General features: G+C 67.6%; 20 protein-coding genes and 4 tRNA genes. 21 read left to right on the top strand and 3 right to left on the bottom strand.

All coding sequences use genetic code 11. From position 1 onward, the window contains the following. The first annotated feature begins 52 nt into the window (after nt 1-52). From menD to ACQ5DX_RS17980, 4 genes are read left to right on the top strand one after another with little or no spacing between them, the layout of a single operon-like run. Nucleotides 53-1699: a 2-succinyl-5-enolpyruvyl-6-hydroxy-3-cyclohexene-1-carboxylic-acid synthase gene (menD, locus tag ACQ5DX_RS17995; protein ID WP_430333856.1), complete on the top strand. Its 1647-nt coding sequence runs from the start codon at nt 53-55 to the stop codon at nt 1697-1699. 7 nt (nt 1700-1706) lie between these two features. Continuing rightward, complete coding sequence (locus tag ACQ5DX_RS17990) at nt 1707-2138, top strand: DUF3592 domain-containing protein (protein ID WP_430333855.1); 432 nt, start codon at nt 1707-1709, stop codon at nt 2136-2138. Nucleotides 2139-2174: 36 nt separating this feature from the next. Continuing rightward, nucleotides 2175-2912 (top strand): phosphatase PAP2 family protein, encoded by a 738-nt coding sequence (locus tag ACQ5DX_RS17985; protein ID WP_430333854.1) that lies wholly within the window; start codon nt 2175-2177, stop codon nt 2910-2912. A 23-nt stretch (nt 2913-2935) separates the two neighbouring features. Further along, the gene (locus tag ACQ5DX_RS17980; protein ID WP_430333853.1) at nt 2936-3634 is read left to right on the top strand and encodes a demethylmenaquinone methyltransferase; all 699 of its coding nucleotides are present in this window, start codon (nt 2936-2938) and stop codon (nt 3632-3634) included. A 6-nt stretch (nt 3635-3640) separates the two neighbouring features. Here the strand turns inward: ACQ5DX_RS17980 and ACQ5DX_RS17975 are convergent, their stop codons facing one another. Beyond that, nucleotides 3641-4927 (bottom strand): geranylgeranyl reductase family protein, encoded by a 1287-nt coding sequence (locus ACQ5DX_RS17975; RefSeq protein WP_430333852.1) that lies wholly within the window; start codon nt 4925-4927, stop codon nt 3641-3643. 113 nt (nt 4928-5040) lie between these two features. Here ACQ5DX_RS17975 and ACQ5DX_RS17970 point away from each other — a divergent pair, with 113 nt between their 5' ends. Both ACQ5DX_RS17970 and htpX read left to right on the top strand, forming a co-directional pair. Then, a complete protein-coding gene (locus tag ACQ5DX_RS17970) occupies nt 5041-6069 on the top strand; it encodes a polyprenyl synthetase family protein (RefSeq protein ID WP_430333851.1) in 1029 nt (342 codons plus the stop codon). A 124-nt stretch (nt 6070-6193) separates the two neighbouring features. Beyond that, nucleotides 6194-7099, top strand: a complete 906-nt coding sequence (gene htpX / locus ACQ5DX_RS17965) for a zinc metalloprotease HtpX (RefSeq protein WP_430333850.1) — start codon at nt 6194-6196, stop codon at nt 7097-7099. A gap of 87 nt (nt 7100-7186) precedes the next feature. Here the strand turns inward: htpX and ACQ5DX_RS17960 are convergent, their stop codons facing one another. Next, the gene (locus ACQ5DX_RS17960; RefSeq protein ID WP_430333849.1) at nt 7187-7678 is read right to left on the bottom strand and encodes a YajQ family cyclic di-GMP-binding protein; all 492 of its coding nucleotides are present in this window, start codon (nt 7676-7678) and stop codon (nt 7187-7189) included. A 168-nt stretch (nt 7679-7846) separates the two neighbouring features. Here ACQ5DX_RS17960 and ACQ5DX_RS17955 point away from each other — a divergent pair. The 12 genes from ACQ5DX_RS17955 (at nt 7847) to rplA (ending at nt 14376) form a co-directional block, all read left to right on the top strand. Continuing rightward, nucleotides 7847-7932, top strand: a tRNA-Tyr gene (locus ACQ5DX_RS17955). Nucleotides 7933-8133: 201 nt separating this feature from the next. After that, complete coding sequence (locus ACQ5DX_RS17950) at nt 8134-9630, top strand: aldehyde dehydrogenase (protein WP_430333848.1); 1497 nt, start codon at nt 8134-8136, stop codon at nt 9628-9630. A 241-nt stretch (nt 9631-9871) separates the two neighbouring features. Next, nucleotides 9872-9944: transfer RNA gene (locus tag ACQ5DX_RS17945), tRNA-Thr, on the top strand. A 45-nt stretch (nt 9945-9989) separates the two neighbouring features. Next, nucleotides 9990-10062: transfer RNA gene (locus ACQ5DX_RS17940), tRNA-Met, on the top strand. Between the two features lie 63 nt (nt 10063-10125). Next, the gene (gene rpmG, locus ACQ5DX_RS17935) at nt 10126-10293 is read left to right on the top strand and encodes a 50S ribosomal protein L33 (protein WP_031937658.1); all 168 of its coding nucleotides are present in this window, start codon (nt 10126-10128) and stop codon (nt 10291-10293) included. A gap of 153 nt (nt 10294-10446) precedes the next feature. Beyond that, complete coding sequence (gene hadA / locus ACQ5DX_RS17930; protein WP_430335726.1) at nt 10447-10932, top strand: (3R)-hydroxyacyl-ACP dehydratase subunit HadA; 486 nt, start codon at nt 10447-10449, stop codon at nt 10930-10932. Further along, on the top strand, nt 10919-11344 hold the full coding sequence (gene hadB / locus ACQ5DX_RS17925) for a (3R)-hydroxyacyl-ACP dehydratase subunit HadB (RefSeq protein ID WP_430333847.1): 426 nt from the start codon (nt 10919-10921) through the stop codon (nt 11342-11344). The genes hadA and hadB overlap by 14 nt, the downstream gene beginning before the upstream one ends. A 162-nt stretch (nt 11345-11506) precedes the next feature. Then, nucleotides 11507-11579: transfer RNA gene (locus ACQ5DX_RS17920), tRNA-Trp, on the top strand. Between the two features lie 34 nt (nt 11580-11613). Then, complete coding sequence (gene secE, locus ACQ5DX_RS17915) at nt 11614-12126, top strand: preprotein translocase subunit SecE (protein ID WP_430333846.1); 513 nt, start codon at nt 11614-11616, stop codon at nt 12124-12126. 60 nt (nt 12127-12186) lie between these two features. Continuing rightward, nucleotides 12187-12990: a transcription termination/antitermination protein NusG gene (gene nusG / locus ACQ5DX_RS17910; protein WP_430333845.1), complete on the top strand. Its 804-nt coding sequence runs from the start codon at nt 12187-12189 to the stop codon at nt 12988-12990. Between the two features lie 114 nt (nt 12991-13104). Beyond that, entirely contained in the window at nt 13105-13539 is a 435-nt protein-coding gene (gene rplK, locus ACQ5DX_RS17905; RefSeq protein ID WP_031937663.1) for a 50S ribosomal protein L11, read from the top strand. Nucleotides 13540-13662: 123 nt separating this feature from the next. Beyond that, complete coding sequence (gene rplA / locus ACQ5DX_RS17900; RefSeq protein WP_430333844.1) at nt 13663-14376, top strand: 50S ribosomal protein L1; 714 nt, start codon at nt 13663-13665, stop codon at nt 14374-14376. Between the two features lie 87 nt (nt 14377-14463). Here the strand turns inward: rplA and ACQ5DX_RS17895 are convergent, their stop codons facing one another. Further along, the gene (locus ACQ5DX_RS17895) at nt 14464-16065 is read right to left on the bottom strand and encodes an MFS transporter (protein WP_430333843.1); all 1602 of its coding nucleotides are present in this window, start codon (nt 16063-16065) and stop codon (nt 14464-14466) included. A 416-nt stretch (nt 16066-16481) separates the two neighbouring features. Here ACQ5DX_RS17895 and rplJ point away from each other — a divergent pair, with 416 nt between their 5' ends. From rplJ to ACQ5DX_RS17880, 3 genes are all read left to right on the top strand, one after another. Continuing rightward, complete coding sequence (gene rplJ / locus ACQ5DX_RS17890; RefSeq protein ID WP_430333842.1) at nt 16482-17039, top strand: 50S ribosomal protein L10; 558 nt, start codon at nt 16482-16484, stop codon at nt 17037-17039. 84 nt (nt 17040-17123) lie between these two features. Then, nucleotides 17124-17507 (top strand): 50S ribosomal protein L7/L12, encoded by a 384-nt coding sequence (gene rplL, locus ACQ5DX_RS17885; protein ID WP_430333841.1) that lies wholly within the window; start codon nt 17124-17126, stop codon nt 17505-17507. 262 nt (nt 17508-17769) lie between these two features. Further along, nucleotides 17770-18819, top strand: a complete 1050-nt coding sequence (locus ACQ5DX_RS17880; RefSeq protein WP_430335725.1) for an ABC transporter ATP-binding protein — start codon at nt 17770-17772, stop codon at nt 18817-18819. Nucleotides 18820-18825 lie beyond the last annotated feature (6 nt).

Below are 18825 nucleotides of genomic sequence, written 5' to 3'. Positions count from 1 at the left end.
GTGGCAGCCCCCTCGCGGCGCGGCGACCGTCGCGTCTGCCAATCTGGAAGGCGTGAATCCGTCCACTGCACAAGCCACCGCCGTCGTCGACGAACTGATCCGCGGCGGGGTACGTGAGGCCGTGCTCTGCCCGGGTTCGCGCAACGCGCCGCTCGCATTCGCGCTGCAGGCGGCCGACAACGCGGGACGGATTCGCCTGCACATGCGCATCGACGAGCGCACCGCCGGCTTCCTCGCGATCGGTCTCGCGGCCGCGAGCGGTCTGCCTGTCCCCGTCGTGATGACGTCGGGCACCGCGGTCGCGAATCTCGGCCCGGCCGTGCTCGAGGCCAACTACGCGCGGATCCCGTTGATCGTGCTCAGCGCCAATCGCCCGTACGAGATGCTCGGCACCGGCGCCAACCAGACCGTCGAGCAGTTCGGGCTGTTCGGCAGCCAGGTGCGGGCGGCCATCAGCCTCGGGCTCGCGGAGGAGGCCGGCGACGAGTCGCTGCGCGGGATCCGCTTCGACGAACAGAACAGCCAGTGGCGCTCGGCGGTGTGCCGGGTGCTCGCCGCGGCCCGCGGCACCCGCTCCGGCAATGCCGGACCCGTCCACTTCGACATCCCGCTGCGCGAGCCGCTCGTGCCCGACATCCACGCGCAGGGCCCGGTGCCTGAGGGGCGCCCCGACGGCTCGGCCTGGACTACGACCGCGCACGCCACCCTCGACGTCCCGATGGACCTCGACATCACCCCCGACACGGTCGTGATCTCCGGGCACGGCGCCGCCTACCGGCCCGAGCTCGCGGGTCTGCCGACCGTGGCCGAGCCGACCGCGCCGATGCACGGGCTGCCGCTGCACCCGCTCGCGCTGCCGCAGCTCAAGCCGCGTCAGGCGATCATCACCGGCCGGCCCACGCTGCACCGTCCGGTCTCGAAGCTCCTCGCCGATCCGTCCGTCGCGGTGTACGCGCTCACGACCGGGCCGCGCTGGCCCGACGTGTCCGGCAACGTGCGGGCCACCGGCACCCGGGCCGTGGTGTCCGGCGAGCCGGATCCGGCGTGGATCGCGCGCTGCCGGCAGCTGTCCGAGCATGCCGACAAGGCTGTGCGGTCTCAGCTGGCAGCGCACCCGAAGACCACCGGCCTGCACGTCGCGGCCGCGATCATGGACGCGCTCGCCGATGGCGATCAGCTGCTGCTGGGGGCGTCCAACCCGGTGCGCGACGCCGCCCTGGTGAGCTATCCGCGCCCCGGCCTGCGGGTGTTGTCCAACCGTGGCGTCGCCGGCATCGACGGCACCGTCTCCACCGCGGTCGGCGCGGCGCTCGCGTACGAGGCGGAGGGCCGCACCGTCGCGCTGCTCGGCGACCTGACGTTCCTGCACGACGCGTCGGGGCTGCTCATCGGCACCGGTGAGCCGCGCCCGGCCGACCTGACGATCGTGGTCGCCAACGACGACGGCGGCGGCATCTTCGAACTGCTCGAACAGGGCGACCCGCAGTACGCGGGCGTGTTCGAGCGCGTGTTCGGGACACCGCACGGCATGGACCTGGCCGCACTGTGCGCCGCGTACCGCATCCCGCACTTCCACGTCACGTTGCCCGACCTCGCGGCCGCGCTCATCGAGCCGAACGACGGCATCCGCGTGCTCGAGGTGGCCACCGAGCGGTCCGGCCTGCGCGAGCTGCACGCCGCGGTCCGGGCGCAGCTGTGAGGCGCTCGTGAGCTCCCGCACCGCGCGTCGGGCGCAGGTCGGCGCCGTCGCCGTGGCGGTCGGGATCTCGGTGCTGGCGGTCCTGCTCGTGCTGGCGGCGTGGCGCAACGATCGGACCATCGAGTCGGACATGGGCACCGCGACCGCGGAGGTGCTGTCGGCAGGATCGCTGCGGTCGGCGGTCAGCTTCGTCACACCCGACGGGGTCACCCACAATCCGAAACTTGGCGTGCTCTATCCGACCAACCTGACCGCCGGTCAGCGCATCGACGTCGAGTACTCGCGCGCCGACCCGGACCTCGTCCGCGTCGCCGGACGCGACGCGCGGGTCGCGATCGTGCCCGCCGGATCGGTGATCGTCGTGACGTGGCTCGTCGCGCTGCCGGTGCTCCTGGTCCTGCGCCGGCGGGCCCGGAGCGACGGTTCCGGGAGTTCCTGAGAAGTTCACTCAGGAAGGGTTTCTATCCTGGATCGAATGCGAACCAGTTCGAGGAGCGCCGAGCGCGCGGGAATGATGCTGATCGGCGCCGCCGTCGTCGTGGTGGCGCTGTACCTGCTGCGCGACGTCAGCGCGGCGATCTATCGCGCGATCGTCCCGCACACGGCGGACCTGCCCGGCGTCGGCCTGGTCGCCGACGTGGGACTGCTCGTGCTGGTCGCACTGTTCGCGGTGCTCGCCGCGCAGATGTGGCGCACTCGATCGCCGTACCTCGGAGACCTGCTGATGGGCGGGTTCGGTGTGGTCGTCGCCTACGTGCTCAGCGAGGTGGTCAAGTCGCTGGTCGGCGAGGATCGGCCGTGCCGCGCCCAGGTGGCGCTGCCGGACTGCCCGGCGGTCGGCGACTGGTCGTTCCCGAGCAACCACACCGTCATCGCGATCGGTCTCGCGACCGCGATCGTGCTCGCGTCGGGGCAGATGCTGTCGTCGCTGCAGCGGTGGCTCGTGCTCGCGCTCGGCATCCTCGTTGGCCTGGCCCGGGTCCTGCAGGGCGTCCACTACCCGCACGACGTCCTGGCCGGTGCGGTCCTCGGGTCGTCGGTGACGGTCGCGGTCGTCGTGATGCTCGTGCCGTGGGCGCGGGGCAAGGCCCGGATGCTCGGCCGGCGTGGATCGTCGGAGACGAGCCCCGAGACGAGCCCCGAGATGAGCCCGGAGGCGAGCCCCGGGGCGAGCCGGGAGGCGGACAGCCCGGCAGCGGACATCGAGGCGTGAGCCGGTTGGTAGCGTCTTCCGTCGTGGCAGAAACACACGGATCGCGGGCCTCGCTCGAGAAGGATCCGCACGAGGTCGCGTCCATGTTCGACGGTGTCGCCAAGCGGTACGACCTGACGAACACCGTCCTGTCCTTCGGCCAGGACCGCAGCTGGCGGAAGGCGACGCGAGCCGCCCTCGACCTGAAGCCGGGGGAGCGGGTTCTCGACCTCGCCGCCGGCACCGGCGTCTCCACCGTCGAACTCGGTCGCTCGGGCGCCTGGGTGGTGGCCACCGACTTCTCCAAGGGCATGCTCCAGGCGGGCATCGGCCGCCAGGTCCCGATGGTCGCCGGCGACGCCATGCACCTGCCGTACGCCGACGGCGTGTTCGACGCCGCCACCATCTCGTTCGGCCTGCGCAACGTCTCCGACTTCGACGCCGGCCTGCGCGAGATCGCCCGTGTCACCAAGCCCGGCGGCCGCCTCGTCGTGTCCGAGTTCTCGACCCCGGTGTTCGGGCCGTTCCGCACCGTCTACATGGAATACCTGATGAAGGCGCTGCCGCGGGTCGCGCGCGCCGTCAGCAGCAACCCCGACGCCTACGTCTACCTCGCCGAGTCGATCCGCGAGTGGCCCACGCAGGAGCAGCTGGCCAAGCGCATCGAGGCCGCCGGCTGGCAGGGCGTGCAGTGGCGCAACCTCACCGGCGGGATCGTCGCGCTGCACCGCGCGACGCGCTAGAGAACCTCAGCTGAACGGCGGCCGCGAGTCGAGCCGCAGCGACGCCGCGCCGGACGTCCGCCACGCGCGGGCGACGACGTCGGCGTCCGCGTCGGTGACGAGATTGCCCATCACCCGCACCGCGACGGTCATCATCGCGCGCGAACGCATCGCGACCGGACCCGACGCCGGCAGGAACCGCGCGAGCGTCAGCAGGCCTGCCAGCCGGCGCGCGATGGAGAACGCGCGGCCGTAGCGGTCCCGCAGGATCGCCGGCCACACCTCGGTGAGGTCGGCGTCGTCGAGGACCCGGGCCACCAGGCGACCGCCCTCGAGCCCGTAGTCGATGCCCTCACCGTTGAGCGGGTTCACGCATGCAGCCGCGTCGCCGATCAGCGCCCAGTTGCGGCCTGCGACGTTCGACACCGCACCACCCATCGGCAGCAGCGCCGACGCCACCGAATGCGCCCCGCCGTCGAGCTGCCACTCGGTGTGCCGCTGTGCGACGTACAGGTCGAGCAGCGGCCGCAGCGCGCCCGGTGCCGGCCGCTTGGCGGTCGCGAGCGTGCCGACGCCGATGTTGACCTCGCCGGTCCCGAGCGGGAACACCCACCCGTAGCCGGGCTGCAGCGCGCCGGAGCCGTCGCGCAGCTCCAGGTGTGACGTGATCCACGGATCGTCGTGCCGACCCGACGTCGCATACGCCCGTGCCGCGACCCCGTACGCGGTGTCGCGGTGCCACTCGCGGCCCAGCTGCTTGCCGAGTGTCGAACGCACACCGTCGGCGACGATCAGCTTCTCGCATGCGACCGTGTGCGTCCCGTCGGCCGTCTTCAACGTCACCGCGCGCACCCGGTCGCCGTCACGTTCGACGCCGACGGCCTTGGCGCCCTGGACCATTCGCGCACCCGACTCCACCGCGGTCCTCCGCAGGCGGTCGTCGAGTTCGGCACGGGGGACCGCGCTGCCCACCGTCGGCAGGGTGCCGTCGTGCCACGGCAACTCCAGCTCCCGACCCCACCCGGTCAGCCGCAGCCCACGGTTGACGGTGCGTTCGCGGATCCAGTCGCCCAGCCCGAGGCGGTCGAGCTCGGCGACCGCGCGTGGTGTCAGGCCGTCACCGCACGTCTTGTCCCTGGGGAACGTCGCCGCGTCGACGAGGAGGACGTCGTGGCCGGCGCGCGCGGCCCACGTCGCCGCCGCGGAACCGGCCGGACCAGCGCCGACGACCAGTACCTTCGTGTGCGTCGGGGGATTCGGGGACGGGTTCGGGGCATCGCTGGACCCTGCGGTCGGGAAATGTTCGGCCACCACCCCAGTATCTTCTCAGGCTGAGGTAATGCCTCGCGGCGAGGGCAGGTTCGGCGGCGGCCGCTTATACCGCTAGGTTCACTACCGTGGTTACCGAGGCGTCACCGACTACAGGAATGAGTACTGACATCGTGAGCACTGAGGAGTCGAGCACTGTCGTCGCCGGAGTCGATCTCGGCGACCAGCAGCTCGCGGACGTCGTGCGCGACGGGCTCGCCCGCGTCGAGGAGCTTCTGGTCAGCGAGCTGTCCGACGGTGAGGACTTCCTCACCGAGGCGGCGCTGCACCTCGCGAAGGCCGGCGGCAAGCGGTTCCGTCCGCTGTTCACCGTCCTGACCGCGCAGCTGGGCCCCAAGGGCTCCGACCCCGCGGTCGTCACGGCGGCCACCGTCGTCGAGCTCGTGCACCTGGCCACGCTGTACCACGACGACGTCATGGACGAGGCCGCGATGCGCCGCGGCGCCCCCAGCGCCAACGCGCGGTGGGGCAACAGCATCGCGATCCTGGCCGGCGACTACCTGTTCGCGCACGCGTCGCGCCTGGTGTCGACGCTCGGCCCCGAGGCCGTGCGGATCATCGCCGAGACCTTCGCGGAGCTGGTCACCGGGCAGATGCGCGAGACGATCGGCGCCCGCGAGCATCAGGACCCGGTCGAGCACTACCTGAAGGTCGTGTGGGAGAAGACCGGCTCGCTGATCGCGGCCAGCGGACGCTTCGGCGGCACCTTCTCCGGCGCCGACGCCGATCAGATCGCCCGCCTCGAGCGCCTCGGCGACGCCGTCGGCACCGCGTTCCAGATCGCCGACGACATCATCGACATCTCGTCGGCGTCCGAGCAGTCCGGCAAGACCCCCGGCACCGACCTGCGCGAAGGTGTCCACACGCTGCCCGTGCTGTACGCGCTGCGCGAGGAGGGCGCCGACGCCGATCGCCTCCGTGAACTGCTCGACGGCCCCGTCACCGACGACGCCGACCTGGCCGAGGCGCTGACGTTGCTGGACCGCTCGCCGGGCATGGCCGCGGCCAAGGCGAAGCTCGGCGAGTACGCCGACCGGGCCCGCACCGAGCTGGCCCAGTTGCCGCAGGGCCCGGCCAACGAGGCGTTGGTGCGGCTCGTCGGGTACACCGTCGAACGCGTGGGATGAGCCGGGTCGACCGTCTTCTGAAGTAGCCTTCCAACCAGCCCGGGAACCGCATTCCCGGGCTGGTTCGTTGTCTTGGTAGGAGCCGCCCGGGTCCCGGTGGCGGTGCACAGGGAAGAGGCGAGTGGTGCACGGTTACGCAAACGGTGCCAAGACGTTCGGCCTGCTGGTCGGAATGTCGGCGCTGATCATCTTCATCGGATCGCTCTTCGGCAACCGCAACATCCTGATCTTCTCGATCATCCTGGCCGTCGCGACCAACGCGTGGGCGTACTTCAACAGCGACAAGCTCGCGCTGCGCGCGATGCACGCCCAGCCCATCACCGAGGTGCAGGCGCCGGTCATCTACAAGATCGTGCGTGAACTCGCGACCGCGGCCCACCAGCCGATGCCGCGGCTGTACATCAGCCCCACCGCGGCTCCCAACGCGTTCGCGACCGGCCGCAATCCGCGGCATGCGGCCGTGTGCTGCACGAGCGGCATCCTCGACATCCTCGACGAGCGCGAGCTCCGGGCGGTGCTCGGCCACGAGCTCTCGCACGTCTACAACCGCGACATCCTGATCTCGTCGGTGGCCGGCGCGATGGCGGCCGTCATCTCGGGTCTGGCGAACATGGCGATCTTTGCGAACATGTTCGGTGGCGGACGTGGCGGCCAGAACGCGAATCCGATTGCGCTGCTGTTGGTCTCGCTACTGGGGCCGATCGCGGCGACGGTCGTCAAGCTCGCGGTGTCCCGGTCGCGGGAGTACCAGGCCGACCAGTCCGGGGCCGAGCTGACGGGGGATCCGCTGGCGCTCGCGTCGGCGTTGCGCAAGCTCGAGCGGGGCACGCAGGCCGCGCCGCTGCCGCCGGAGCCGAAGATCGCGGCGCAGTCGCACATGATGATCGCCAACCCGTTCCGCACCGGCGACCGCGTCAGCAAGATGTTCTCCACGCATCCGCCCATGGCCGACCGCATCGCGCGTCTCGAGAAGATGGCCGGTGGCGGCCCGTCCGACGGCGGTCTCCCGCCCACCTACCGGGAGCACTGAGGCGGCCCGACGACATAGGCCGCACACGTCCCCGCTTCGGCGGGAAGGCGTGCGGCCTACGTTCGACGGCGCGTACCGCGGTTGGTTCTAGCGGTAGTTGACGAACTGCAGGGCGATCCCGAAGTCCTCGTTCTTGAGCAGCGCGATGACGGCCTGCAGGTCGTCACGCTTCTTGCTGCTCACACGGAGCTCCTCGCCCTGGATCTGCGCCTTGACGCCCTTGGGCCCCTCGTCGCGGATCTTCTTCGAGATCTTCTTGGCGTTCTCGCTGCTGATGCCCTGGACCAGGGAACCGCTCAGCTTGTAGATCTTGCCGGACTGCGCCGGGTCGCCGGCGTCGAACGCCTTGAGCGAGATGTCGCGGCGGATCAGCTTCTCCTTGAACACGTCGAGCGCGGCCTTCAGGCGCTCCTCGGTGTCGGCGGTCAGCGTGATGGTCTCCTCGCCGGACCATTCGATGCTCGCCCCGGTGTTGCGGAAGTCGAACCGGGTGCTCAACTCCTTCGCAGCCTGATGCAGAGCGTTGTCCACCTCTTGACGATCAACCTTGCTCACAACGTCGAAGGACGAATCAGCCACTGGGCACTCCAAATCCATAGCGGTCGACCCCACCCCGGACAGCGGTGGGTTGCCCTGACGCTATCGGTTCGCAACCGCCCGTATCCACCCGGTTTGCGTATCTGGGGGGAGTTCGTTGTATTCTTCGATACGCGTCAGAGCGCCGAGGTGCTCTGGTCGCGAACACCAGGCAGGTTGCCCGAGCGGCCAATGGGAGCGGACTGTAAATCCGTCGGCTTACGCCTACGTAGGTTCGAATCCTACACCTGCCACCAGATCAGCCCCGACCCTGAAAAGGGTCGGGGCTGAACTGTTTTCGGGCCTCCTCCACTCCTCCGCGCGCATCGCCGTCCGTGTGACCCATCCCACTGGGCGAGACCGGGTGGTCTGTCTCGCCCCGGGAATCTCTAGCGTCCCGTGGAAGTGGCGCTCGTCACAGGGCGGGCGCGCGGATGCGCGAAGGAGCCGATTCCCCGATGACAGGTCTGATCGATGCGAACGAGACGCTGAAGCACCCCGGAAAGCTGTTCATCGGTGGCGAATGGGTCGAGCCGTCCACGCGTGCCCGATTCGACGTCGTCAACCCGGCCACCGAGGACGTGTTCCTCACCGTCGCCGAGGCCGACGCCGCGGACATGTCGCGCGCCGTCGACGCCGCCCGCGCGGCATTCGACCGCGGTCCGTGGCCGCGCATGAGCCACGCCGAACGCGCGCCGTACCTCCAGGCGATCGGCGCCGCCATCCGGGAGCGCAGCGCCGAGCTGGGCCGGATCTGGACCAGCGAGATGGGCATCCTCGCCGCCGTGTCCACCCACGCCTCGGCGGGCTCCGGCGACGTCTTCGATTACTACGCCGGCCTCGCCGACAACTACGAGTGGGTCGCGCAGCGCCGGCCCAGCTCCGGCCAGGGCGTCGGTCTACTCGTCCGCGAGCCGGTCGGTGTGGTGGCCGCGATCATTCCGTGGAACAGCCCGCTCGGCCTGCTCGCCAACAAGGTCGCCCCGGCCCTGATCGCGGGCTGCACCGTCGTCATCAAGGCGTCCCCCGAGGCGCCCGGTGCCGTGTACGCGTTCGCGGAGATCGCCGAGGCGTGCGGACTGCCCGCCGGCGTCGTCAACGTCGTCACCGCCGACCGGGAGGTGTCGGAACTGCTGGTCCGCAACCCGGGCATCGACAAGGTCACCTTCACCGGATCCACCGCCGCCGGGCGTCGGATCGCGTCGCTGTGCGGCGAGCGCATCGCCCGCTGCACCCTCGAGCTGGGCGGCAAGTCGGCCGGCGTCATCCTCGACGACTACGACCTCGCGACGGCCGCGCAGTCCATCGCGCAGTCGGCGCGGCTGATGACCGGGCAGGTGTGCGCGTCGCTCACGCGCATCGTCGTCAGTCGCCACCGTCACGACGAGTTCACCGAGGCGCTCGGCGCCGCGATGTCGGCGATCCGGGTCGGGGACCCGTTCGATCCCGAGACCCAGATGGGGCCCCTGGCGATGTCACGCCAGCGCGACAAGGTCGAGGGACTGATCGCGAAGGGTTGCGAGGAGGGGGCGGTCCTGGTGACCGGCGGGCGGCGGCCCAGCCACCTCGACCGCGGCTTCTTCATCGAACCGACGGTGTTCGGCAACGTCGACAACGACTCGACCATCGCCCGGGAGGAGATCTTCGGGCCGGTCGTCAGCGTGATCGCGGCCGACGACGAGGCGCACGCCGTCGACATCGCGAACGACACGATCTACGGCCTCAACGCGTCGGTGTTCACCGACGACATCGACAGGGCCTGGGCGGTGTCGCGGCAGCTGCGTTCCGGCACGGTCGGCCACAACGGGTTCAGGACCGACTTCGGAATCGCGTTCGGCGGGTTCAAGCAGTCCGGCATGGGCCGCGAGGGCGGCCTCGACGGCCTCCAGCCCTACCTGGAGGCCAAGACCGTGCTCATGGACTCCCTGCCGTCGAACGTGTCGGGCGCGTGGTGAGCGCCGTCCACCACCCCTGACCGGCCCCCGGTTGGCCGCCGGCCACGCAGTTCGACGTCTGATCGAACGCGTGGCCGGTCGGCCCGGACCCGGCCGGCGCGCGCGTGCTGTCACCGATCCGGTCGCGTTGCGCGCCGATGGGCCGCAATTTACGGGCCCTGACCTGCAAATTTGTTTCTCGAGCGAAGGTCTGTGTAATCTTCTGGAGGCTTCAGCGCGCAGGGATGCGCAGCAGAGCCACGCCCCCTTAGCTCAGTCGGCAGAGCGTTTCCATGGTAAGGAAAAGGTCGACGGTTCGATTCCGTCAGGGGGCTCGCTGGATTGTGGTGTCGCCGGTTTCGCGCGACACTCGACACCGAGGCGGTGTAGCTCAGTTGGTAGAGCAAACGACTCATAATCGTTGTGTCGCCGGTTCAAGTCCGGCCATCGCTACACAAGACGAATGATCCACCCTGATCGTTTCCTGATCAGATTCACGCGAAAGTAGGCATCACAGTGGCCTCCTCGACTGACGTTCGGCCGAAGATCACCTTGGCCTGTGAGGTGTGCAAGCACCGCAACTACATCACCAAGAAGAACCGCCGCAACGATCCTGATCGCCTCGAGCTGAAGAAGTTCTGCCCGAACTGCGGAACTCACCAGGCGCATCGCGAATCCAAGTAATTCTCTCGGAGTCGGCGCTCGCGCGTTAGGTTCACTGTCACACTGCCCTAACGGAAGTTGTTGCGTCTAGCAGGGCAGGGGAGTTTCGCTGTGACAGAAACAGTCGTGAGAGAGGCCGAAGTGGTCCTCGACCCCGCCGCGCACGCGGCCGCGATGGTCGGACACCACTATCGCGTGAGCGACTTCTACGAGATCGGCCGGGAGAAGATTCGCGAGTACGCCCGCGCGGTGCTCGACAATCATCCCGCTCATCACGACGAGGAAGCTGCACGAGGCCTCGGTTACGACGGCCTCGTCGCGCCTCTGACCTTCGTGTCGATTGTCGGCATGATCGCCCAGCGCAAGCTGTTCGAAGAGGTCGTAACCGGTTACGACCTCAGCCAGATCATGCAGACCGATCAGCGGCTCGTGTTCCACAGGCCGCTGAAGGCCGGCGACCGGTTGATCTGCGACGTCTACCTGGAATCGTTCCGTCAGGTAGCCGGCAGTGACATCATCGTCACCAAGAACGTCATCTCCGATGTGAACGGCGAACTGGTCCAGACCACCTGGACCACGCTCGTCGCGCGCTCCGGGGGTGAAGTGGACGAGAACATCGCACACGCGGTCAAGGATGTGATGATGCATGTCGCTCCGTAGGTTCGAGGACGTCGCCGTCGGCGATGAACTGCCCGAGCGCGTCGTCACGCTGACCCGTGGCAATCTCGTCAACTACGCCGGCGTGTCGGGCGATCCCAACCCGATCCACTGGAGCGATCACGTGGCCCGACTGGCCGGCTTGCCGGACGTCGTCGCCCACGGGATGCTCACTATGGGTCTGGGTGGCGGATTCGTTTCGTCCTGGCTCGGCGATCCGGGTGCCGTGGCCGAATACAACGTTCGGTTCACCAGCCCGGTGTATGTGGCGGCCGACAAGGCTGCCGAAGTGGAGTTCACCGGCAAGGTCAAGTCGGTGGACGCCGAGAGCAAGACCGCAGTAGTCGCGATCGTGGCACGATCCGAGGGTCGCAAGATCTTCGGGCGAGCCACCGCAACAGTCCGTTTGGCCTGAGTGTCGAGCGGATTGGGTTTGATCCGGGCATTGAAGTACACTAGAGTTTCTGGGGTTACTCAGGCGCTGCGCGCTGCCCTACGGTGCTGGTAACAGCCCGGTTGGGGGTAGCGCGCATGTCATGTGAACCCAGATAGGTCGACCAGTTCGATCGGTCGACAAAGGGGCGTAGCTCAACTGGCAGAGCAGCGGTCTCCAAAACCGCAGGTTGCAGGTTCAAGTCCTGTCGCCCCTGCACCCGGAACGGCCAGCGACTGAGAGGAACGACGGTGAGCGAGGAGCGCGGTAAGCGCGACGACGGCACTCCCGAGTCTGCGGACTCCGGCCCTGTCGACGAATCGGCCGTTTCCGACCAGCCTACGAACGGCCAGGTCACTGCTGAAGAGAGCCCCACGAGTGCGGCCCCAGCAGGAAAGCCCAGCGGAAAGCGCACCGCGCGCCGCGCCGGCGCCGATGTCGCAGAGCCCGTCGAGGCGGTGAAGCAGGCGGTTGCCGCATCCTCCGTCAAGTCGACCAAGTCGCGCTCCGTGTCCTCTTCGGAGTCGCAGTCGGGCGCCAAGAAGCCCCGTAAGGCGGACAAGCCCCGCACGGAGAACATCTTCAAGCGGATTCGTCGCTTCCTGCGGGAAGTGATTGCCGAGCTCCGTAAGGTCATCTGGCCGAATCGTAAGCAGATGATCACCTACACCAGTGTTGTGCTCGTGTTCGTTGCCTTCATGGTGACGTTCATCAGCCTCCTCGATCTTGGATTCATCAAGGGCGTCAGCTGGTTGTTCGGCTAACTCGGGCGCGCCCGTCGGCGTTCCCGAACGATGTGATTGACGAGAGGAAGAGTGCCTCCAGTGAGCACCCCCGAGAACGACTACGAGGCTCTGGCCGAGGAGAGCGTTTCGGCCGAGGCGGTAACCGAAGACACCGAAGGCGCTGTGTCTGTCGACGAGACGGTTGAGGACGACACTGCTGACGCTGCCGACGTGCAGGTCGAGGACGGTGCCGTGGCGGAGGAAGCTCCCGAGGAAGCAGTCGATCCCGTCGCCGAGTTCAAGGCTGCGCTGCGGCGCGCGCCCGGTGACTGGTACGTCATCCACTCGTACGCCGGTTACGAGAACAAGGTGAAGGCCAACCTCGAGACCCGAGTCCAGAACCTCGACGTCGGCGACTACATCTTCCAGGTGGAGGTTCCCACCGAAGAGGTCACCGAGATCAAGAACGGCCAGCGCAAGCAGGTCAACCGCAAGATCCTGCCCGGCTACATCCTGGTCCGCATGGAACTGAACGACGAGTCGTGGGGCGCGGTTCGCAACACCCCCGGCGTCACCGGCTTCGTCGGCGCCACCTCGCGTCCGTCGCCGCTCACGCTGAACGAGGTCGTCAAGTTCCTCATGCCGCAGGAGGGCCAGAAGAAGCCTGCCGCGGCTGCTGCCGCTGCCGGTGGCGAGGTCTCCGCGCCCGCTGTCGCGAAGCCGGTCATCGAGGTCGACTTCGAGGTCGGCGAGTCGGTCACCGTCATGGACGGTCCGTTCGCGACCCTTCCGGCGAGCATCAGCGAGGTCAACGCCGAGCAGCAGAAGCTCAAGGTCCTCGTGTCGATCTTCGGTCGTGAGACCCCGGTGGAGCTGTCCTTCAACCAGGTCTCGAAGATCTAGCACCGTCCCGAGCGGCCGTCCGCTGCCGGACACCGTAGGCGCGGGCGCTCCCGGACGCACACAAACTTGCACGCAGTACGCAAGAAACACACCCAGTAAGAACAAGGAACGAAGATGCCCCCCAAGAAGAAGAAGCTCGCAGGGCTCATCAAGCTTCAGATCCAGGCTGGTCAGGCTAACCCTGCCCCGCCCGTGGGTCCGGCGCTCGGTCAGCACGGCGTCAACATCATGGAGTTCTGCAAGGCTTACAACGCGGCGACTGAGTCCCAGCGCGGCAACGTGATCCCTGTCGAGATCTCCGTCTACGAAGACCGGACCTTCGACTTCAAGCTGAAGACCCCGCCGGCCGCCAAGCTGCTGCTCAAGGCTGCTGGTGTCCAGAAGGGCTCCGGCGAGCCGCACAAGACCAAGGTCGCGACGGTGACCATGGATCAGGTGCGCGAGATCGCGAAGACCAAGCAGGAAGACCTCAACGCGAACGACATCGACGCCGCCGCGAAGATCATCGCCGGCACCGCGCGTTCGATGGGTATCACCGTCGAGGGCTGAGTGCAGCGAAGCCCCGCACTGATACTGCAGGGCTGATCCTCCACCGTGGGAGGGCCGGCCAGGCCCGCACCACAACTGAACCATTCACCCGGACATCCAGGGTGAGACGTAAGGACAGAAGAAATGGCAAAGCGCAGCAAGGCATACCTCGCCGCCGCTGAGAAGATCGACGCGGACAAGCTCTACAGCCCCCTGCAGGCTGCAAAGCTGGCCAAGGAGACCTCGTCGAGCAAGATGGACGCGACCGTCGAGGTTGCAGTCCGTCTGGGCGTCGACCCCCGCAAGGCGGACCAGATGGTTCGTGGCACGGTCAACCTGCCGCACGGCACGGGTAAGACCGCGCGCGTCGTCGTGTTCGCCGTCGGCGAGAAGGCCGCCGAGGCCGAGGCCGCCGGTGCGGACGCCGTGGGCTCCGAGGATCTGATCGAGCGCATCCAGGGCGGTTGGACCGACTTCGACGCCGCGATCGCCACTCCGGACCAGATGGCCAAGGTCGGCCGCATCGCTCGCGTCCTCGGACCGCGTGGCCTGATGCCGAACCCGAAGACCGGCACCGTTACGCCGGACGTCGCGAAGGCTGTTGCCGACATCAAGGGCGGCAAGATCAACTTCCGCGTCGACAAGCAGGCCAACCTGCACTTCGTGATCGGCAAGGCGTCGTTCGACGAGGCCAAGCTGGTCGAGAACTACGGCGCTGCGCTGGACGAGATCCTGCGTGCGAAGCCGTCGTCGGCGAAGGGCCGCTACGTCAAGAAGGTCACGGTTTCGACCACCACCGGACCGGGCATCCCGGTGGACCCGAACCGTACCCGCAACCTCCTCGAGGACGGCGAGTAAGTCGCGACATCTCGCGACCTGATCGACATCGAAGGCCGGCACAGAGTTCTCTCTGTGCCGGCCTTCGGCGTTCTCCGGACTCGGTCCTCAATCCTGTTCGCGCCGCCACGCGAGCATTGCCCCGCGTCCCGCGGCGGGCGCCCAGGGCAGGAAGATCGCGACGACGACCGCGCACAGCACGACGGCGCTCGTCGCGACGAGTGACGCCGCATGCGCCCCCTGCAGAACTGCGGTCTTCATCGTCGTGATCAGTTGCTCGCGCGCCGGTTCGAACATCGCAGGGATCTCGCGATTGCGGATCTCGAGGACGCTGAGGATCGTGGCCCGCGCGAAGCTCTTCTCGTCGTCGTTCATGAGGGAAGCGGGGACGTTGTCGATGATCGGGGAGATCTTTCCGACGTAGTAGGACGCGACGATCGATCCGAGGACGGCGACGCCGAGGGTTCCGCCCACCTCTCTGGTGGTGTCGTTGACGGCCGAGCCGGCACCGGCCTCGTCGAGCGGCAGCGACGACATGATCGACTCGGTCGCCGGTCCCTGGACGATCGCGAGCCCGAGCGCCATCGACACCATCGAGGGCAGGACGTCGGTTAGGTAGTTGCTGTCGATATCGACCTGACCGCCGAGATACAGCCCGAGACCGGTCAGGAGTAGGCCGAAGACGAGGACCGCCGTCGTTCCGATCCGCTGCGCCAGCAACGTCGCGATCGGCGCACCCACCGCGACGGAGACCGCGAACGGGAGCGACGCGATCCCGAACTCGAGCGGCGTGTACTCGCGCACGCCCTGGAAGTACTGCGTGATGAGGAACAGGAACCCGAACATCGAGAAGTAGGCGACGGCGATCGCGAGGGCCGGGAGAGAGAACCGTCGGACCCGGAACAGCCGCATGTCGAGGATCGGCGCCGGGGTGCGTAGTTCCCACACCACGAAGCCGACGAGGACGACGATCGACGCCGTGGCGGTGCAGAGCGTGACGGGGGAGAGCCAGCCGTGACGGGGCGCCTCGATGACGGCCCCCACCAGTCCGGTGATGCCGGCGACGGATGTCACGATGCCCGCGACGTCGAGGCGGCCGACGGACGACGCCTTGGACTCGGGAACCAGCAGCATGGTCGCGAGGAGCACGATCAACGCAACGGGGACGTTGATCCAGAACACTGCGTGCCACGAGAAGTGTTCGAGGAGCCATCCGCCCGAGACGGGACCGATCGCGATCGCGAAGCCGGCCATCGCGGTCCACGCCGCGATGGCCAGGGCTCGCTCGCGGACGTCGGTGAAGATGTTGATGATCAGGGCGAGCGTCGCCGGGAAGACGGCTGCCGCGAACACGCCCATCGCCGCACGGGCCGCGATCACCTGTCCGAGTGAGGTAGCCGACGCGCCGAGGACGGACATCGCGGCGACGCCGACGAGGCCGATCGTCATGACGCGGCGACGGCCGTGCCGGTCGCCCAGGTTGCCGCACGCGAGGAGCAGGCCGGCAAAGGTCAGTGTGTAGGCGTCTACCACCCACTGGAGGCCGCTGACGTCGGTGCGCAGCTGGACCCCGATCGACGGCAGCGCGACGTTGACGATCGTGTTGTCGAGAACGACGAGTAGTTCGGCGAGGCAGATCACGGCCAGAGCGAGGAACCGGCGTCGGCGTCCCGGACCGGTGTCTGTGACGGCGGGGGTCGTGAGAGTCATGGCCGAAAACCTAGCCGATTACATGTAACTCACGGTTACGTTCAAAACTGCGACGTCGAGCACGATCTGCATGGAATGTGAGGCTCGGCACAAAGAGTGTGCTCGGATCCGGATTACTTTGCGTCCCGGGCGCCGCTTCGTTAGGCTGCTCGTTGGAATTCGGTGCTCGATGCGATTTCCGCCCCGAAAACTGTTCTACCCAAGACCGTTGGTCACCGTGCCCAGTAATGGAATCGGTTGAAGGTCCGGGATTGCCCGGCGGCCCACGCAGGAGGACGAGGTGGGGGATGTTTGTCTGCGCCCGGTTTCGGCCGGTGGATGGATCTCCTCGTGTACGCCCCGTGTGCCCTGCACCGGGGCGTTTTGCATGTCACGGCCCGAAGTGGAACAACGACTGTCACGAGAGGAGGCGAAGTATGGCAAAGCCTGAGAAGGTTTCTGCAGTTGCAGAAATCACCGAGCAGTTCAAGGACTCGACCGCCGCCGTGGTCACGGAATACCGTGGTCTGTCGGTCACGAGTCTGACGCAGCTGCGACGCGCTCTCGGAGAGGGTGCCACCTACTCCGTCGCCAAGAACACCCTGGTCAAGCGTGCCGCCGCTGAGGCGGGCGTCGAGGGCCTTGACGACCTGTTCGTCGGACCGACCGCCATTGCATTCATCAAGGGCGAGCCGGTCGACGCTGCGAAGGCCCTGAAGGCCTTCGCGAAGGACAACAAGGCACTCGTCATCAAGGGCGGGTACATGGACGGCGCTGCGCTGTCCGTGGATCAGGTCAACCAGATCGCGGACCTCGAGTCCCGCGAGATCCTGTTGGCCAAGCTCGCCGGCGCGATGAAGGGCAACTTGGCAAAGGCCGCTGGCCTGTTCAACGCTCCCGCTTCGCAGGTGGCCCGTCTGGCTGCCGCGCTGCAGGAGAAGAAGGCTGCGGAGGGTGGGGCCGTCGAGGCTCCCGCCGACGCCGCTGCCGAATAGCTGATCCGCACCTGCGCATCACAACCATCACCACCTGTCCGGTCGCGGATCGGCGACACAGGACTTAAGAGGAAGGACGCCACCATGGCGAAGCTCACCACCGAAGAGTTGCTGGACCAGTTCAAGGAGCTCACCCTGCTCGAGCTCTCGGAGTTCGTGAAGGCGTTCGAGGAGACCTTCGAGGTCACCGCTGCTGCTCCGGTCGCCGTCGCCGTTGCCGGCGCCCCGGCTGCCGCTGAGGCTGCTGAGGAGCAGGACGAGTTCGACGTCATCCTCGAGTCGGCCGGCGACAAGAAGATCCAGGTCATCAAGGTCGTCCGTGAGGTCGTCTCCGGCCTGGGTCTGAAGGAAGCCAAGGACCTCGTCGAGGGCGCTCCGAAGGCGATCCTGGAGAAGGTTGCCAAGGATGCGGCTGACGCCGCCAAGGAGAAGCTCGAGGCCGCCGGCGCGAAGATCACCGTCAAGTAAGACGTTGCTCTGCGCTGCTTCCTGACGAAGCATCGCGAGAAGGGCCGTTCCCGATTCGGGGGCGGCCCTTTTCGTCGTTTTGCCGTTGTCCAGCGCCGGCGGGCGGCGTGCGCCATTCTGATGTCCGGGTCGTCGCGACTGCCGGGTTGTGGTGATACTTACTCACCAGTAGGATCCGGTGTCACGGATAACACATCGATGCGATAGAGTGACGCAACCCACAGTGGGCCCACGTGGGGGGACGCGCTTGACGCAGGAGGTAATGGTGGGAGTCGAGGTAGCAGTCGAGGGACTCACGAAGTCTTTCGGCTCTCAGAAGATCTGGCAGGACGTGACGCTCACGCTGCCGGCCGGAGAGGTCAGCGCGCTGCTGGGCCCGTCCGGTACCGGTAAGTCGGTGTTCCTCAAGTCTCTGATCGGTCTGCTGCGGCCCGAGGAGGGGTCGATCGTCATCGACGGGACCGACATTCTGCAGTGCACCTCGCGCGAGCTGTACGAGATCCGGAAGCTGTTCGGTGTCCTCTTCCAGGACGGCGCACTGTTCGGCTCGATGAACCTGTACGACAACGTCGCCTTCCCGCTGCGTGAGCACACCAAGAAGTCCGAGTCCGAGATCCGCCAGATCGTCATGGAGAAGCTGGATCTCAACGGTCTGATCGGCGCAGAGAACAAGCTCCCCGGCGAGATCTCCGGTGGTATGCGCAAGCGCGCCGGCCTCGCTCGCGCGCTGGTCCTCGACCCGCAGATCATCCTCGTCGACGAGCCGGACTCGGGTCTCGACCCGGTCCGCACCACCTACCTCAGTCAGCTGCTGATCGACATCAACGCACAGATCGACGCGACGATCCTGATCGTGACGCACAACATCAACCTGGCCCGTACCGTCCCGGACAACCTGGGCATGCTGTTCCGCAAGCAGCTCGTCATGTTCGGCCCGCGCGAGGTGCTGCTCACCAGCGACGAACCGGTCGTGCACCAGTTCCTCAACGGCTCCAAGATCGGCCCGATCGGCATGTCGGAGGAGAAGGACGAGGCCCAGATGGCGCAGGAGCAGGCGCTCGTCGACGCCGGGCATCACCACGGCGGCACCGACGACGTCTACGGCGTCGTGCCGCAGATGCTGGCCACCCCGGGCCTTCCGGAGCGCCAGGCCGTCGCGCGCCGCCAGGCCCGCGTCCGCCAGATCCTGCACACCCTGCCGTACGAGGCGCAGCAGGGCATCCTCGCGAGCATGGGCGACGACCAGGCCACCCAGGTGCTTCCCACATACGACGACGGAGGACTCGGACAGTCCACCCTCGGACACGGTTAGGGGACC

This window comes from Rhodococcus sp. ACT016 (assembly GCF_050477185.1).
GTDB lineage: Bacteria > Actinomycetota > Actinomycetes > Mycobacteriales > Mycobacteriaceae > Prescottella.
Note: the sequence above shows the minus strand (reverse complement) of the source record. Positions and strands in the feature narration are given on the sequence as shown.